A 14663-nucleotide genomic window follows, 5' to 3' on the forward strand; every position below is an offset into this window, starting at 1 on the left:
GGAATTTCTCGATTTCTCAAACAATCATTCCGAGTAATCGAAGCTGCTTCCGAGGATCAGGTCATAATGCTCTTTGCACAAATAATTATTCATTTCTGGTTGATTGCATCCCATGATGCGGCAAATGGAGCGAGGAATTTGGAGTGATGGCTCTTTAGTCAATCCTTCTTTATTATTCTTTTTTTGCTTGTAATACCAAGTTGCGTAATGATTTCTGCACAGCCCTCTGGAAGCAGCTGGTTTGGTGCATCCCGGTTCCTGGCATTCTTGCGTGTGTTTCATAGTTACCTCCGTTAGTAGATGATAATGTGTATAATTCTCAAAAAGGTACTACAGGATTACTATAAGATTATCTTTAATGCGTTAATGAGTCAATAAACTGTAATAAATTATCATATTGAGAAGCCTCGCATTAGCGGCATGATGAAGGAAAGCACACCCTTTCCTATCTTAAACCATCCGCCCAAATTGCCCAAGAAGCCTCCACCTCCGCCAGCACCTCCCAGCCCTCGAAAACCTCCCAATCCAGCTCCTCTACTGCCAAACAAGCTTCCTAAACCTCCTAAACCTCCAGATCCTCCCAACTTGCCCAATCCACCCAATCCGCCAAACTTACCCAACATACTGCCTAATCCGCCTAGCGCTGCGATCTGAGCCTTTGCTCTTTTTTTATTCTTTGAGAGTTTTTTCTTTCCTTTAAACCCCTGCATCACGATTTGGTTGCCTTGAATCTCTCGGATAATGCCATATCGATAAGTACCGTCTTTCAAAACCGCGCACACTGGCACTCCGATCCAGGCATGTGCATCTATCATTTCCTCACTACCTCTCCAAAATCATTTCTCGTCCAATTATTATATGTGCTTGGCTCGCTGCCCGTTTATGTTCTTGTGGAAAATATCAAAAAGAAGCCTCGCCCAAGTTCAATGAACTTAAGAGATGCTTCCATTAAACAACAGCATATCTAGCCACGTCCAACACGCCTCACAACTTTCAATTTGTAACCTCATAGCTTTGCCAATTCACGAAAGATTCCAGGAACACCGAAAAGATCACTCCCATTATCAATCCGTTGCTAACAAGGGGACGTATTAACACCGGCAATTCGACGAATGCCTCCGGAGAAATATTCATAATCGAGATGCCCAGCAGTGTCGGTGCTGCAATCCGATAAATCGTTCTGGAATTAAAGAGGACTTCATTAATATTGCGTAACGCTGCCCCGAACAATTGAAGATAGGCTACCAATAAAACGGCATTCCCGACCGTCACCGGCATGGTTGAGAGAAAGACTCCCCAAGATGGTACTAGGCCGAGCAGCATGACAAGCCCGCCGCCTATTATAAAAACGGCTCTATTCAAAATCCTCGTACTCTCAAGGAATCCTATGGAGGAGCTGTATGGCCCGTAAGGAACCAGACCCAGCAACGCTGACACAACTGAATAGATACCCGTTAACATAAAAGAAACTTTATAATGGCCATCCGAGGTTTTCATCTTGTAAAGAATCTCGGCGGTGCTCACAGCGGTAATCGTATTTGACATGTTAATTAATCCAGCGATGAAGGAAATAAGAATGATTCCATATTCCAGATTTGGTGTTCCCCATGGAAACAGAGTCAGCGTTGAGGCGTTAGCCTCCGGGACTGGTACATGCCCAGGGAAAAGCGAGTCATACGCGACCCATCCAACAATCATGCCGATCAAAATGGAGAAATTACTGACAGCTCCGCACCCCTTCAAATTAACCCATCCTACCAGAAAAGCTATACAAATGGATAACAGCGATACACGAAAATCAAGATGCTTACCGTCCGAAATCCCCATCATGCCTTTAAAGAAAATGATAATGAGCTGGCTGGACAAAAGAAACAGGTATACACTCATCACCATAGGGGTAAAAATTCGTTTCAAAACACTCCCAAAATTCAAAGCGCCTAAAATAATAGTAACTGCACCGGCCAGCAAGATGCCGGTGGCAAAACCGCCGCCAACCGCAGTCAAGCTCATTCCAGCAGAAGGAGCGGAAGCGCATATGCTTAACATCAGCCCCCACCACAGTCCCGAGTGGCCTTCCATTAAAGAGTAGCGGTGACCGATCGCTGCCTGCAGAACACTGGCAGCGCCGGTAATGATAAAGGAACGCTGGAGGGAAGCTGCAACTTCTTCCGGAGGCAAATGAAAAGCTGCACCGATAGATATAGGTACAACGACGATATTGGCAAAAATAAAAAAGAACCATTGCACTCCAGCAAGCCCTATCGTGTAAGTTGAAAGTTTAGACATTGCTGTGTTCCTTTCTGTAAGAAAAAACCACTTTCTATTTCTAAATTTAAATGAATAAGCTTACCAGTTTACCTTCATTGACCCGAACAAGACCAAGGTCCGTGATCTTAAGCTCCGGGCTTACAGGCAATGAATGAGTACTAATTGACATAATTGGGTTGTAATGCACGTAACCCAAATCAAGCATCGATTGTCGCAAATGCTTCATCTGATCCGCCACCTCACCAAGCGGTGCTTCCGTCAAAATGCCCCCGACCGGCAAGCTTAAAAACGAGATCACTTTTCCATTTTCCACGACACAAAAACCGCCCTGATGTTCGATAACGGTATTGGCAGCAAGAAGCATATCGTCTTTATTTTTCCCGACCACTAAAAGGTTGTGATTATCGTGGGAATAAGTCGTTGCAATTGCCCCTCTTTTTATCGTGTCGCCTCCGAGCAGCCCGAACGCACGGTTCCCGTTTTTACCGTAACGTTCGAAAATGCCGATGCAGCAATAAGGGCTTTCTTCCCACTGCAGCTCATTTTGTCTTACTTCCACGTTCTCCGTTTGTTCTTTTGTGAAAGTTGTCTTCCGTGAGACCATCATGACACGGCATGTTTGCGTGCCCGCCTCGATCGGCGCAGGGATGGAGAAATCATCTTTTTGGAGCAACTTAAGCTGTACGCTTTGATAAAAATCATCCGGGAATTGTCTGGTCGGTTTTTCTTGTTCATAGGTTTCGTTAGCATCGTATACTTTGATGCCGTTTTTATAAACTTGGCCAATGGAAAACTCGGTAATATCGTCGAGCAGAATAAAATCGGCAATTTTATCAGGCGCAATGCGTCCCCTATCGTTTAAATTCATGCGTCTGGCCGGCGTGAAAGTTCCTGCATAGATCGCCGCTTCCGGCTTCATTCCCATCCGTACCGCTTTTCGCAGCAAATGGTTCAGGTGCCCGTAATCCTTAAATGTATCCGGCATAACATCATCGGTCACAAAGCAAAAATGCTCGCTTCTTTCGTTCGCGACCAAATGATTGATAATATCCTCGGTCATAGACTTTTCCTGAATCTCGATAAACATACCTGCCTTGATTCTCTCTTCCATACCCTGCACGGTTTGCTCTGTATGGTCCGAGTCGATCCCGGCAAACACAAACCGGCTTAAATCAAGATCCATCAGTCTGGGGCAGTGTCCTTCTATAGGAACCTTGGGATAATTGGTTCTCATATGCATTAGCAGACGGTTCGTTTTACCTTCGGGATTCGTGATCAAATCTGCGAAATTCATAATTTCCCCTAGGCAGATAACCTTCTCATCCAGCAGTAATGCGTCGATTTCCGCAACGTCAATTGTACCGCCTGTTGTCTCCAAGTCTGTCGCAGGAACAGAGCTCGGAATGGCATACCAAATATCTGCCTTACAATCCTCGCTGGCCGCGATCATTTCCTGGATTCCGCGCAACCCGAATACATTGGCCATTTCATGCGGATCCGCCACGATGGTCGTTACGCCGTTTTTAATCAGCCCGTACGAGAAGGTGCGCGGCGTAACCATCGTGCTCTCGATATGCAGATGAATATCGATGAGACCGGGTATCATGAACCTTTTATTACCTTGCAGCACTTCCTTAGCCTGAAAGCTTTCCGTTGCTTTATCTCCTATGTAAAAGAATCTACCGTCAATAACGGCCACATTACCCAGATAAAACTTTTTTAAAGCGCTGTTAAATACCTGCACGTCCAGGATCAGCGTGTCGACATACATGCTAAGTCCCCCTGACCATCTATTTTACCGGAACTAATTTCTCTTTTGGGAAGCTGAGGGTTACGTTATCCCCATGCTCGTACGGGACCTCGTCCGGACTGTTCACAATAAAATTACCTAAGACCGTCTTCACAACATACTGATATCTCTGCCCCAAAAATGTCGAAACTTGAATGATCCCGTTAATCGTGTTTATTGCGGAACGGTCGCCAAGCTGTATGATATGGATATCATCAGGACGGATCGCGCAGGAGACCTTGTCCTCACCCACACTATTCGAAGTGCTATTGATCGTAAATACGCTGCCGTCTGGCGCTTTAAGGCTGAGCATGTCTTCATTTCTTTCTACAACATCGAAACGAAGGAAATTATCGAAGCCGATAAACCGCGCTACAAACTCGGTTTGCGGGTTTTTATAAATAACGGATGGCTTATCCAGCTGCTCAATAACACCCTTATTCATAATTGCCACTTTGTCGGATATGGAGAAGCATTCTTCCTGATCGTGGGAGACGTAAACGGTTGTAATGCCCAGCTCTTTTTGAATACGGCGGATTTCCACACGCATATGCACTCTCAGGTTGGCATCCAGGTTGCTCAGCGGCTCATCGAACAGCAACAGATCCGGCTTGATCACCAGACCACGGGCAATGGCTACTCGTTGTCTTTGGCCCCCGGAAAGCTCGGCGGGATACCTTTTTTCAAAACCGGTCAGGTTGACGATTTCCATAATCTCTGAGACACGCTTCTTGATTTCGCTTTCGCTGATGGACCGCTGCTTCAAACCGAAAGCAATGTTGTCAAAAATATTGAGATGCGGGAAAAGCGCATAGTTCTGAAAAACAAAGCCGAAATTCCGTTTGTGTACCGGAACTTTAGTATAGTCGGTCCCGTTAAACAAAAAATGGCCCTCCTTGGCTTCGTTAAAACCGGCAATTAGCCGCAATGTAGTGGTTTTACCGCATCCGCTCGGCCCCAAGAGAGAAATGAATTCACCTTTACTCACCTCCAAATTAAAGTTTTGGAGAATAAAATTTTTATTATCATATGCTACCGAAATATTTTTTAGCTGAATAAGGGACATTGCCATACCTCCGGATTACTTTTTGGTGAAGAAATTCAAGCCCAGCGTCCGCTCAATAGCGATCATTAACAAACCAGTTAATATCATGAGTAGTACGGACATCGAAGCCACTGTCGGATCAAAGTAATATTCCACATAACTTAACATGCTGATCGGCAGTGTGCTGATCCCCGGACCCGTCATAAATACGGATACGTCCACATTATTGAACGACTCGAGAAAGGCCAGCAAAATCCCGGCGATAATACCCGAACGTATATTAGGCAGCACGACAACAAAGAAGGCCTTTACCCGGCTGCAACCCAGACTCATGGCCGCTTCTTCAATCGTGTAATCGACGTTCATCAAGCTGGAGGAAATGACCCGGATCACATAAGGCAGCATAATGACAATATGACCGATCAATAACCCCGGATAAATTGGAATTTTATAAGCCACGACCAAGTATTTTAAAAGTGAAAAGCCAAATACGATCCCCGGTATGATAATCGGAGAGATGAACATTAAGCTAAGCTGGCCTTTTCCTTTGAATTCAAACCGGCTTAATGCATAGGCGGCTGGAATGCCCAATAAAAAGGAAAGCAAAATCCCGGCTAGCGCTACCCCGATACTTACTTTAAAAGAAGTCCAAAACATCGCTATATGAAAAATATTTTCATACCATTTCAATGAGAAGCCGTGGGGTGGAAAAGCTAAAAATTTATCAGGTCCAAACGAAGCGCCGACAATAATAACAAGAGGCCCCAAAAGGAATATATACACCAGAAGCGCATACAGACCCAAGATCCGGTTAGTTTCCTTCATATTGCTACCCCTTCGGATTTAATTTCTTGGCAAGAACATTCATGATGCTCATCATCAGGAACGTTATGATGATCATAATGGTTGCGATTATCGAAGCCATGTTCCAATCGCTTAACGTAATCGCATTTTGAAATAATAGAGTAGCAATGACCCGTTTCGTTCCACCCAGCAGCTGCGGCGTTGCATAAGCTGTTAAGCTGCCGACCAGCACCAAGGTACTGCCGACTACGAGACCGGGTATACTAAGGGGCAGAACGATTTTTGCAAAGGCCTTAAAACGGGAGGCGCCCAGGCTTTCCGCAGCCTTCACCAAATCCTCATCAATATTTTCCATGACGCCGATAAGAGAAATAATCATCATAGGAAGGAATAGATGGACTAATCCGATGACGATGGACGTTTCCGTGTATAAAATTTTCAAAGGCTGATCAACTATATGTAAACTCGTTAATACGTTGTTAACAAAACCGTTTTTCCCTAAAATAACAAGCCAGCTGAACGATCTGACGACAGGGCCTGTCAACAGGGGAAAAATAGCCAAAGCCAGGTAAATCCCTCTCCGGCTTACCTTGGTCTTCGAAATATAGTAAGCAGTTGGAAACCCTAATACGATACAGATTAAAGTTGTCACCATACTCGTCTTTAAAGTTGTCAATACAATGCCGACCGTGTAGGGATCGGTAAAGAAACCAATATATCCTTGAAATGTAACGCCGCCGCCTTTTGCTTGAAAAGTAGACAAAATAATGGAGGCAATCGGTATGATCATAAATATCAGCAGGAATAAAACTCCAGGTAATACAAGGAAGTAAGCGGCCTTTTTATTCACCTGATTCCCCCCATTGTTGTTTAAAGTTTTGCACTTCCTCGAACGTAGGCAGCGAAGACTGCGCTCCCAGCTTGGTTACAGTTACCGCGGATACTTTGACCGCATAACGAATAGCATCTTCCACATCAGTGCGACGAGTAATTTGCCCAGCCAACGCACCGATAAACGAATCGCCCGCCCCTGTCGTATCTACTGCTTTTATTTTGTAGCTGTCGAATTTGACGCTCCGGCCTTGGTTAATATAGACGGCGCCTTTATCACCCAGCGTCCAGATGACGTGTTCGCAGCCCAATTGGGAAAGCCCCTTTTCAAGTTGCTCGAACTGGCTGAATGGAATATGCAGCAGCTCTTCCGCTTCAATTTCGTTTAGCACTAAAAAATTAATGTCTTTAAAAATTTCATGAGGCAATTTTTGCATAGGCGCTACATTTAAGATGATTTGTTTGCCAAACTTTCTGCCAATGCTGATGCAATACTGAACGACCGCAAGCGGGATTTCCAGCTGCAGCACGATCACATCACAATCTTGAAACAAGTTTATATGACGGTCAATATCTTCGTTGGTCAGCTCATAATTCGCGCCGGATATAACCGTAATCGAATTGTTGCCATGCTGGTCGACGGTTATCAGTGCCGTCCCGGAAGCAGATTCCCCTCTGCGAATACCGGTTACATTAATTTTTTCTTGTGTAAGCGAGGCAACCATTTGGTCACCGAAAGCGTCGTTTCCGACACAGCCGATCATCGAAACACGCGATCCAAGCCTGGCAGCTGCCACAGCCTGGTTGGACCCTTTTCCACCGATAATCATATCAAAGTGATTTCCGACAATGGTCTCACCCACTCTCGGCATCTCATTGACTTGGGCCACCAAATCCATATTTAAACTTCCAATTACGAGTACATCTCCATCTGCCATCCTGAAAATCTCCTGTTATCATAGGTTATTTCTTTAAGTACTCCACAAACATGTCAAGGAACTTCTCCTGATCCACTTCCAAACAAACATTTACATTTGGCTCTCTGTTTAACCGATTTTGGAAGTCGCATACGGTTTGTCCGTCGCAAAGCTCGCTTTTTGTTTCCACATCGACAAATAGCTTCCTGGTGCGGACCAGATTCTTATCCAGAGCTACGCCGACGGCCAGCGGATCATGCAGGGCACACGCCTTTATGCCGTGAACCTGGACATATCGGTTAATGTAATGCCTTGTACTAGTTTCCACAAAATTTCCAACCTCAGTGTCTCTCAGTTGGTCGATATGGCTCTCGGTAAGCAGAGCCTTTCTTGTCACATCCAAGCCCACCATTGTGATAGGTATACCGGAATGCAGAACTATTTTAGCCGCTTCCGGGTCAATAAACATGTTATATTCCGCTACAGGCGAGATATTGCCGATCCCATTCACGACACCGCCCATAATGACCAATTCTTTTACCCATTTTGTAATTTCCGGCTGCTTCTTAATCGCTAACGCCATATTTGTTAAAGGTGCTAGCAGAATAAGTGTAATTTCTCCTTGGTATTGCTGCGCCTGTTCAATGATGAAATCGGCGGCAAAGCCTTGGGACGGGGCGGTTACCTCCATATCCTGGAGCGCTCCTCCTAAGCCGTCTTCCCCATGTACGCTAGTCTCATAGGAAGGTGATCTCAAAAGGGGCCCATTGGCCCCTTTGATGACCTTTACCGTTTCTTCCGCACCTAACAATTTTAATACCTTTTTCGTGTTGATCGTTGCCTGTTCGAGTGAGATGTTGCCGGAGGTCGTTGTGATACCCAGCAAATCGAACTGCCTGCTTTTTACCGCAAGCAATATGGCAAGCGCATCATCGATTCCCGTATCGACGTCCATGATCACTTTTTGCATGCTATACTCCTGCTTCCTCATTTAAAAAATGAACTATGCTTTGCGTTACTACGGCCACGCCATATTTTAAAGAAGAAAGGTTCACGTGAAATTTCGGATGGTGCCATGCAAAATTTTCCTTACCCTCCGTTGCAGTACCCCACTCAATAAAGACCGAAGGAACGGCTTGGGCCAAGTAAGTGAAGTCATCACCGCTCATGTACGGATTATCCAATTCAATAATGCTTTCAGCCCCAAGGCATTCCGCCGTGGCTCTGCGCACTAAATCTACCATGCGTTTGTCATTCCAGGTGGCAGGATGGCCTTTTCGGTACTCATACTTATAAGTGCCGCCCCAAAAGCCAGTGACAGACTGCAAAAGCCTTGCAATTTGGTTTTCGATATGGCTCTGAGTTTCCGCTTTAATTGTGCGAACAGTCCCCGCCAGCTCCACCTGGTCTGCAATTGAATTCGGCGTATAGCCTCCGCTGATTTTACCGAGTGTGATTACGGCACGATCAAGCGGCGACACTTGACGGGCTACGATATTTTGAATTCCTGCGATGAATTGACCTGCCATCGCTATCGCATCAATGCCTTCTTGAGGTGCCGCCGCATGACCACCCTTGCCAATCAGAGAAATAAAGATACGGTCCGTATTGGCTAAAATGTAGCCGTCCTTTAATCCGATCTGACCGGCAAGCAGATACGGATTCGTATGAATACCGATTGCGGCGTCCACCTTGGGATTTTCCAAAATCCCCTCTTCAATCATGAATTTTGCTCCACCCGGCGGCATTTCTTCCGAAGGCTGGAACATAATTTTGATATTCCCTTTCAGATCCTGAGCCCGTTCTTGGAGCAGAGCGGCAACACCCAATCCGACCGTTGTATGCGCATCATGGCCGCACGCGTGCATAATGCCTTCTTTTTTAGAGGCGTATTCGAGACCCGTTTGCTCATGAATCGCCAAAGCATCGATATCTGCACGCAGCAGGACAGTCTTGCCGGGCTGGCCACCGCGTATTTCAGCGCACAGCCCGGTTTTCGCCATGATCTTATATGGAATATTAAGCTTATCCAATTCAGTCTTGATGAAAGCTTGAGTTTCAAACTCCTGAGTACTTAGTTCAGGATTCTGATGAAGATCTCGATACACGTTCTGAAGATAATCCCCAAGCTTCGCCTCTATTGTATCAACTGTTAATTCTGCCACCACTAACACTCCTTACTTGGCTACAACTTCACGGTTCCAACGATCGATCCATGTCTTCATACTTTGATTGACCATTTTCCAATCCAGAGATTTTAAATTATTGATAACATCGGAACCGTAGGTTAATCCGGAAGCTTCTTCTGCTGTCAGTTTTACATTTTTGTTAACAGGGGAATCCACTTTAGCTAGCGCGTTGGCTTTTTGAACCTGTTCACTAAGCCACCAGTCAATAAACTTCTCCCCAAGCTCCTTATTCTTGGTACCCTTCACCACATTCATCGTGTTAACAACGGCATACGATCCCTCCTTCGGAGTCACCCAAACCGCATTAGGATTTGCTTTTTTAATAGTTTCGAACGAAAAGTTTTGTGTGGTTGCTATGGATACTTCACGCTGGCTGAACATGTTCGCCAGATCGGCAGCCTTGGTGTAGAACTTCACTACATTAGGTTTAAGCTTCGTTAATTGTTCAAAAGCTTTATCCGCATCAAACTTTTGGGCTCCGCCAACCTTGGAAGCATAATCAAGCACCATAGGTCCTTCGGTATTCGTAATATCCGGCAAGGAAATTTTCCCCTTGAACTCGTCGCGCCACAAATCGGCGTAAGACTCAACCGGCGCTTTCGCAGTCGACTTGTCATAAACGATACCCGAGCTGCCGATTGTATATGCCGGGCCATATTCTTCTCCAAGAGGAGCTTTAGCGATATCAAACAGGTTGTTAATATTCGGGATTTTCGAGCGGTCGATTTTCTCGATCAGCCCTTCGTCAATAGCTTGCTGCGCAAAGCTTTGGGATAAAAGCACAACGTCAATTTGGTTTGCCTTCAGACGGATTTTGTTCAATCTTTCTGCGTTGTTGCCGGATTCCACCGTAATTTTCACGTTATTATTCTGCTCAAACGGGGTATACACATTTTTCTTCAGCAAATCTTCGTTAAATCCAAACGTCGAAATAATGAGTTCCTTTGGCGTATTGTCTTTGGCGACGTCTACGCTTCCATTGTCAGAAGCTGTTTTTACTCCTGACGAGCACGCGGCGAGTGATAAACTTAAAACCATAGATAATGCAAGTGTGACCATTCCTTTTTTATTCATCCTAGACCCTCCGAAAAATTTTTTTTGTACAAAATTATGAATTACTCGGAGTCAGCAGTCGATTGCCGTACCACGAGTTCAACATCAAGTTCATAGGCTTTCTTAATTACGCTCTCACCCGTAATCAGGCGAATTAAATTTTCCATTGCAAGCTTACCTATCCCATAAATAGGCTGCTTAACCGAGGATAGTTCTGGTATGACCATTCTGGCGAGAACAATATCGTCGAAACCGATTACTTTAACGTCTTTAGGAACTTTTTTGCCCAATTCATTAAGCGATTTCATTACACCAACAGCCATTAAATCATTTCCGGCAAAGACTCCATCGATATCAGGATGACGGGTAAATAATTCCTTTGTAGAATCGTAGCCTCCGTCAATATGAAAATCGCTTTGAACAATTAAACTGGGTACAAACCATGGTTGCTCTCTACATAAATCTTCATAACCTAATGCCCGTTCCTTCACATCGTGAACGTGCAGCGGCCCTGAAATATGAGCGATCTTCCTGCAGCCTTGATCCAGTAAGTGCTTTACCGCCAGACGGGCGCCTTCACGATTTTTAGATGTCAAGCACAATATGGGATGTGATGGAAACGATCGGTCGATTACGACAACAGGTATGGAATCCTTTTCAAGCTGCAGTATTTGCTCCGGTTGAATCGTATAGGAAGCGATCACAATGCCATCGATTCGTTTTCTTTTGAGCATCTGAATATAGTTCATTTCTTTTTCCGGATTATTATCGAAATTACACAAAATCACCGTGTACCCGTAAGAATGGGCAACATCTTCAATTGCGCGTGCAACCTCTGGGAAAAATGGATTGATGATGTCCGGAACCATTAAAGCGATGGTAGATGTACTCTTCCCGGCAAGTCCACGTGCCATCTCGCTCGGTATGTAATCCAGTGTTTTCATTACCCCCAGGACCGTCTCTTCCGTTTCCTTGTTAACGTAACCGCTTTTGTTCAGTACTCTTGAAACTGTAGCCACGGATACTCCTGCTAATTTGCTTACATCCCGGATCGTTGCCATTAACTCCACCTTTAGTCCCTCATATGGATCTGAAATACGATAGGAAACCAGTTACACAAAATTCATGAAACTCTTTTATTTGTGCGACTATTCTTATATGTAACCGATTCCTATAGAATACTTTTCAACATAATAATTTGTCAATATATAATGCAGGATTAACGCAACTCAATGGCCAATCGGTGAAACTCATATTTAGCTTCCGGATCCGAAGTAGATCCATGAGCAGTTGCTAAGAATCCAAGACTATGAGCATGAAAAAGGAGGCCTCTCACAAGTTTGGTGAACTCATGAAAAACCTCCGTTAACAAAGCGTTAACATTTGATGCACTCCAACCACTCAAACCCCACTGTATAAGGGCTCAAAGGCTGTCATTACATCATGCCGCCCATGCTACTACACTGTTTTTATGTGTTTTTTGAGTCCAAATGACTCAAATCTATCCCGCTACAGCGAAGATCTAGTCCATTATGTACTAGGATATAAAAATGCGTTTGAAGGGTTGGTGGTCAAAATGTGGTCACATGGTGATCAAGTACCCTAAAAGACACGTGTGTCGTATGCGGATTCGTCACCGAGTCTGATCGAATCTGTTATAGTCGGCTGGAGCATTGATTTTACTGGGGTTTTGGCGTTCGTATTTTGTTCTGATAAGGTGCTTTTGGGTAGTTGGTGTTACAGTTTATCACCAGTTTATCACCAACTTAACACCAATAGTTGTTGCTGCCTAAACAACTCTTGGATGATAAGTAGATTGAAATACTGTTTTTTGCTAAGCAGCGATAATGGTTGGTACTGAGCTTGCTGTGCGATGTTGCGCAAATATGGGAGAGACATATTGGAAGTGTAGGAGTAGGTCCCCCCAACAGCTTTTCCCCATAAATAGAAAACGAATTTCTGTGGTAATAACATTATTGATATTTAGAATTTAAATACTCGATAAAAACTTTCTCTTAAGCAGCAATCATTTTATCTTTTGCATTAAGCATTTTATCTACAGTTTGCAGTTCAGGATGTTCTTCGAATTAGACAATGGATTGCCGTATCCCGGGCTCGAAGCTGTTGTTGATGTATATCCAGAGACATTTTTTTTATTTTGCTGTATTACTGAAAAAGCCGGTCGGAACCTTTAAACAGGTTCGGCCAGCTTTTGCGTTTTGCGGGTGTTGTGCCCTGCCCGGCAGGATTCGCGCGGAAGGTGTGGAATTGATAGATCGAAGACATCTTGAGGGTAAAAGGGGACGCTAATGACGTCTCGTTACATATCGAAAATGGTGATGCTTACCTCGTTAGTCGTATTTTTAGATTTACAAAATGTATGCATAAGCGTGGAAAAGGAGTGATATAACGTGACGGACACGACACAAATGACGACACAGTCGACGCAAAAGCGGACGCTGCGGGCGTTTGGCGCGACCGGGCTGCGGCTATCGCCGCTTGGGCTCGGTTGCTGGCAGTTCAGCAAAGGACGCGGCCTGGTCGGCGGCTTTTGGCCGGATTTGAGCGAGTCGGCTATCCTCGAAATCGTACGGATTTCGCTGGAGGGCGGAATCAACTGGTTCGATACGGCGGAGGTGTACGGCGGCGGGCAGTCGGAGCAAATGCTGGCTGCGGCACTAGATAAGCTCGGACCGGCTGCGGCGGATGTATACATTGCCACCAAGTGGTGGCCGGCGATGCGGACGGCGGCAAACATCGCGAGGACGATCGACGAACGGCTGCGCTGTCTCGGTGGCCGGAGTATCGCGCTGTATCAGGTGCACCAGCCGTTCTCGCTCTCCTCGGTGCGCAGCGAAATGACGGCGATGGCGGAGCTCGTACAGAAGGGGCATATTGCGAACGTCGGCGTCAGCAACTACTCCGCGCGCCAGATGCGCGATGCGGATCGCGCCCTGCGGGATTACGGCCTACGGCTCGCATCGAATCAAGTGAAGTACAGCATGCTGGACCGCCGCATTGAGCGCAACGGCATCCTCGAAACTGCGCAGGAGCTCGGCATCGCAATCATCGCCTACTCACCGCTCGAGCAGGGCATCCTCAGCGGCAAGTTCCACAAGCAACCGGAGCTCGTCCGCAGCATCAAGGGTCCCCGCAAGTGGATGTCCGGCTTCCGCGCCGAAGGCCTGCACCGTACGCAGCCACTGATCGAGGCGCTGGACCGGCTGGCGGAGCGCTACGCCGCGTCTCCGACACAAATCGCACTCAACTGGCTGATCCATGCCCACGGCGACAACGTGTTCGCCATCCCCGGCGCGTCGAAGCCGCACCACGCCGAAGAAAACGTGAAGGCGATGTGCTTTCGCCTGTCCGACAGTGAAATCGGAGAGCTAAGCGACATCGCCAAGGTTAGGCGCTAGCCTAGGCTACGGCATTTATTTCCAAATTCTATAATTAAAAGTTCTTTAAGATTCAATATGGTCTCTCCTTATGAAGATGCCGCCGTATGTGGAATGTGTAAAAGAGAGGGAGTCAAAACATAGTTTTGGCTCTTACATTTGTTCAAGAACACTTATTTTATGAACATGTCCATGACCTGTTTTGGTTAGGTTGGGTATCTATTATTTTGAGAAAATCGAAGAAAAACGAAGAACACCTCTTTCGCCAACCAACAATGCGAACAGAACCGTTTTTTTCCTTTGTTCCACGGAAGAAAAATCGGCTACCACGGCGAAATTTGAGGGAATATCAGGATTGAAAATGGCGTA

The 14663-nt window shown here is 45.7% G+C and carries 13 protein-coding genes; 1 reads left to right on the forward strand and 12 read right to left on the reverse strand.

The window, feature by feature from the left end; translation table 11 throughout:
• Positions 1-24: 24 nt before the first annotated feature.
• The 12 genes from BLV33_RS14830 to BLV33_RS14885 all read right to left on the reverse strand — a co-directional run bounded on the left by BLV33_RS14830 (position 25) and on the right by BLV33_RS14885 (position 11957).
• On the reverse strand, positions 25-282 hold the full coding sequence (locus BLV33_RS14830) for a hypothetical protein (RefSeq protein WP_090793033.1): 258 nt from the start codon (positions 280-282) through the stop codon (positions 25-27).
• A 110-nt stretch (positions 283-392) separates the two neighbouring features.
• The gene (locus BLV33_RS14835; protein ID WP_090793036.1) at positions 393-815 is read right to left on the reverse strand and encodes a hypothetical protein; all 423 of its coding nucleotides are present in this window, start codon (positions 813-815) and stop codon (positions 393-395) included.
• A 178-nt stretch (positions 816-993) separates the two neighbouring features.
• The gene (locus BLV33_RS14840) at positions 994-2286 is read right to left on the reverse strand and encodes a uracil/xanthine transporter (RefSeq protein WP_090793039.1); all 1293 of its coding nucleotides are present in this window, start codon (positions 2284-2286) and stop codon (positions 994-996) included.
• 46 nt (positions 2287-2332) lie between these two features.
• Entirely contained in the window at positions 2333-4039 is a 1707-nt protein-coding gene (locus BLV33_RS14845; protein ID WP_090793042.1) for an adenine deaminase C-terminal domain-containing protein, read from the reverse strand.
• A 19-nt stretch (positions 4040-4058) separates the two neighbouring features.
• A complete protein-coding gene (locus BLV33_RS14850; RefSeq protein WP_090793045.1) occupies positions 4059-5123 on the reverse strand; it encodes an ABC transporter ATP-binding protein in 1065 nt (354 codons plus the stop codon).
• Between the two features lie 15 nt (positions 5124-5138).
• Positions 5139-5927, reverse strand: a complete 789-nt coding sequence (locus tag BLV33_RS14855) for an ABC transporter permease (RefSeq protein WP_090793049.1) — start codon at positions 5925-5927, stop codon at positions 5139-5141.
• 4 nt (positions 5928-5931) lie between these two features.
• Positions 5932-6696: an ABC transporter permease gene (locus BLV33_RS14860; RefSeq protein ID WP_090798946.1), complete on the reverse strand. Its 765-nt coding sequence runs from the start codon at positions 6694-6696 to the stop codon at positions 5932-5934.
• Between the two features lie 52 nt (positions 6697-6748).
• Entirely contained in the window at positions 6749-7675 is a 927-nt protein-coding gene (gene rbsK, locus BLV33_RS14865; RefSeq protein ID WP_090793052.1) for a ribokinase, read from the reverse strand.
• Between the two features lie 25 nt (positions 7676-7700).
• Positions 7701-8624: a nucleoside hydrolase gene (locus tag BLV33_RS14870; protein ID WP_090793055.1), complete on the reverse strand. Its 924-nt coding sequence runs from the start codon at positions 8622-8624 to the stop codon at positions 7701-7703.
• Between the two features lies 1 nt (position 8625).
• Positions 8626-9819, reverse strand: a complete 1194-nt coding sequence (locus BLV33_RS14875) for a M20 metallopeptidase family protein (protein ID WP_171909163.1) — start codon at positions 9817-9819, stop codon at positions 8626-8628.
• Positions 9820-9831: 12 nt separating this feature from the next.
• On the reverse strand, positions 9832-10917 hold the full coding sequence (locus BLV33_RS14880; protein ID WP_090793062.1) for an ABC transporter substrate-binding protein: 1086 nt from the start codon (positions 10915-10917) through the stop codon (positions 9832-9834).
• 41 nt (positions 10918-10958) lie between these two features.
• The gene (locus BLV33_RS14885) at positions 10959-11957 is read right to left on the reverse strand and encodes a LacI family DNA-binding transcriptional regulator (protein WP_090793067.1); all 999 of its coding nucleotides are present in this window, start codon (positions 11955-11957) and stop codon (positions 10959-10961) included.
• A 1368-nt stretch (positions 11958-13325) separates the two neighbouring features.
• Here BLV33_RS14885 and BLV33_RS14895 point away from each other — a divergent pair.
• Positions 13326-14315 carry an aldo/keto reductase gene (locus BLV33_RS14895; protein ID WP_090798948.1) on the forward strand — a complete coding sequence of 330 codons (990 nt, stop codon included), beginning with the start codon at positions 13326-13328 and terminating at the stop codon, positions 14313-14315.
• Positions 14316-14663: the final 348 nt, after the last annotated feature.

This window comes from Paenibacillus sp. GP183 (assembly GCF_900104695.1).
In the GTDB taxonomy this organism is placed as follows: domain Bacteria; phylum Bacillota; class Bacilli; order Paenibacillales; family NBRC-103111; genus Paenibacillus_AI.